Consider the following 842-nt stretch of genomic DNA (forward strand, 5'->3'; position numbering starts at 1 on the left):
TTAATGGTGCGCGTGGAGGGACTTGAACCCCCACGTCAAAGACGCTAGATCCTAAGTCTAGTGCGTCTGCCAATTCCGCCACACGCGCACAAGATGAAACAATGGTGAGCCATGAAGGACTCGAACCTTCGACACCCTGATTAAAAGTCAGGTGCTCTACCAACTGAGCTAATGGCTCGCATTTCAGGGCCCCCGAAAAGTATTCGGGATAACCTTCGAAGCGCAACTTCACTTTTTGGGGTAAAGTGGCTGGGGATATAGGATTCGAACCTATGCATGACGGAGTCAAAGTCCGTTGCCTTACCGCTTGGCTAATCCCCAAAATCGATGAGTACTTCTATTTTGCTGATTCTCGTTAGAATCATACATGAAATGGTGGAGGCTGAGGGGATCGAACCCCCGACCCTCTGCTTGTAAGGCAGATGCTCTCCCAGCTGAGCTAAGCCTCCATATTCTGTTGACCCGTAGGGGATACTCTCACTTCGTTCGAGACTGCGAAGCCTCCGCTTACGAAGTTATCCTCCGACGAACCGACGGGATTCTCATCCCCTGATGCAATTAAAATAGTGGTGACCCGTAGGGGATTCGAACCCCTGTTACCTCCGTGAAAGGGAGGTGTCTTAACCCCTTGACCAACGGGCCACAATTTCATGCTGCATGTCCAATTCAAAAGCGAATCTGGAGCTTCCAACCGGGATCGAACCGGTGACCTCATCCTTACCATGGATGCACTCTACCTACTGAGCTATGGAAGCAAGTGGCTCCCCGAACAGGACTCGAACCTGTGACAACTCGATTAACAGTCGAGTGCTCTACCAACTGAGCTATCAGGGAATATATCC

At 50.7% G+C, this 842-nt stretch carries 7 tRNA genes; all 7 read right to left on the minus strand.

Annotated features, from left to right (window positions below):
- Nucleotides 1-4: 4 nt before the first annotated feature.
- Nucleotides 5-88: transfer RNA gene (locus PLA01S_RS31745), tRNA-Leu, on the minus strand.
- A 14-nt stretch (nucleotides 89-102) separates the two neighbouring features.
- A tRNA-Lys gene (locus PLA01S_RS31750) sits at nucleotides 103-178 on the minus strand.
- Between the two features lie 68 nt (nucleotides 179-246).
- Nucleotides 247-321, minus strand: a tRNA-Gln gene (locus PLA01S_RS31755).
- Between the two features lie 52 nt (nucleotides 322-373).
- Nucleotides 374-449 (minus strand) — tRNA-Val (locus PLA01S_RS31760).
- Nucleotides 450-567: 118 nt separating this feature from the next.
- Nucleotides 568-642: transfer RNA gene (locus tag PLA01S_RS31765), tRNA-Glu, on the minus strand.
- 37 nt (nucleotides 643-679) lie between these two features.
- Nucleotides 680-755, minus strand: a tRNA-Thr gene (locus PLA01S_RS31770).
- A gap of 3 nt (nucleotides 756-758) precedes the next feature.
- A tRNA-Asn gene (locus PLA01S_RS31775) sits at nucleotides 759-834 on the minus strand.
- Nucleotides 835-842 lie beyond the last annotated feature (8 nt).

This window comes from Paenibacillus lautus NBRC 15380 (genome assembly GCF_004000945.1).
Classification (GTDB): domain Bacteria; phylum Bacillota; class Bacilli; order Paenibacillales; family Paenibacillaceae; genus Paenibacillus_AQ; species Paenibacillus_AQ lautus.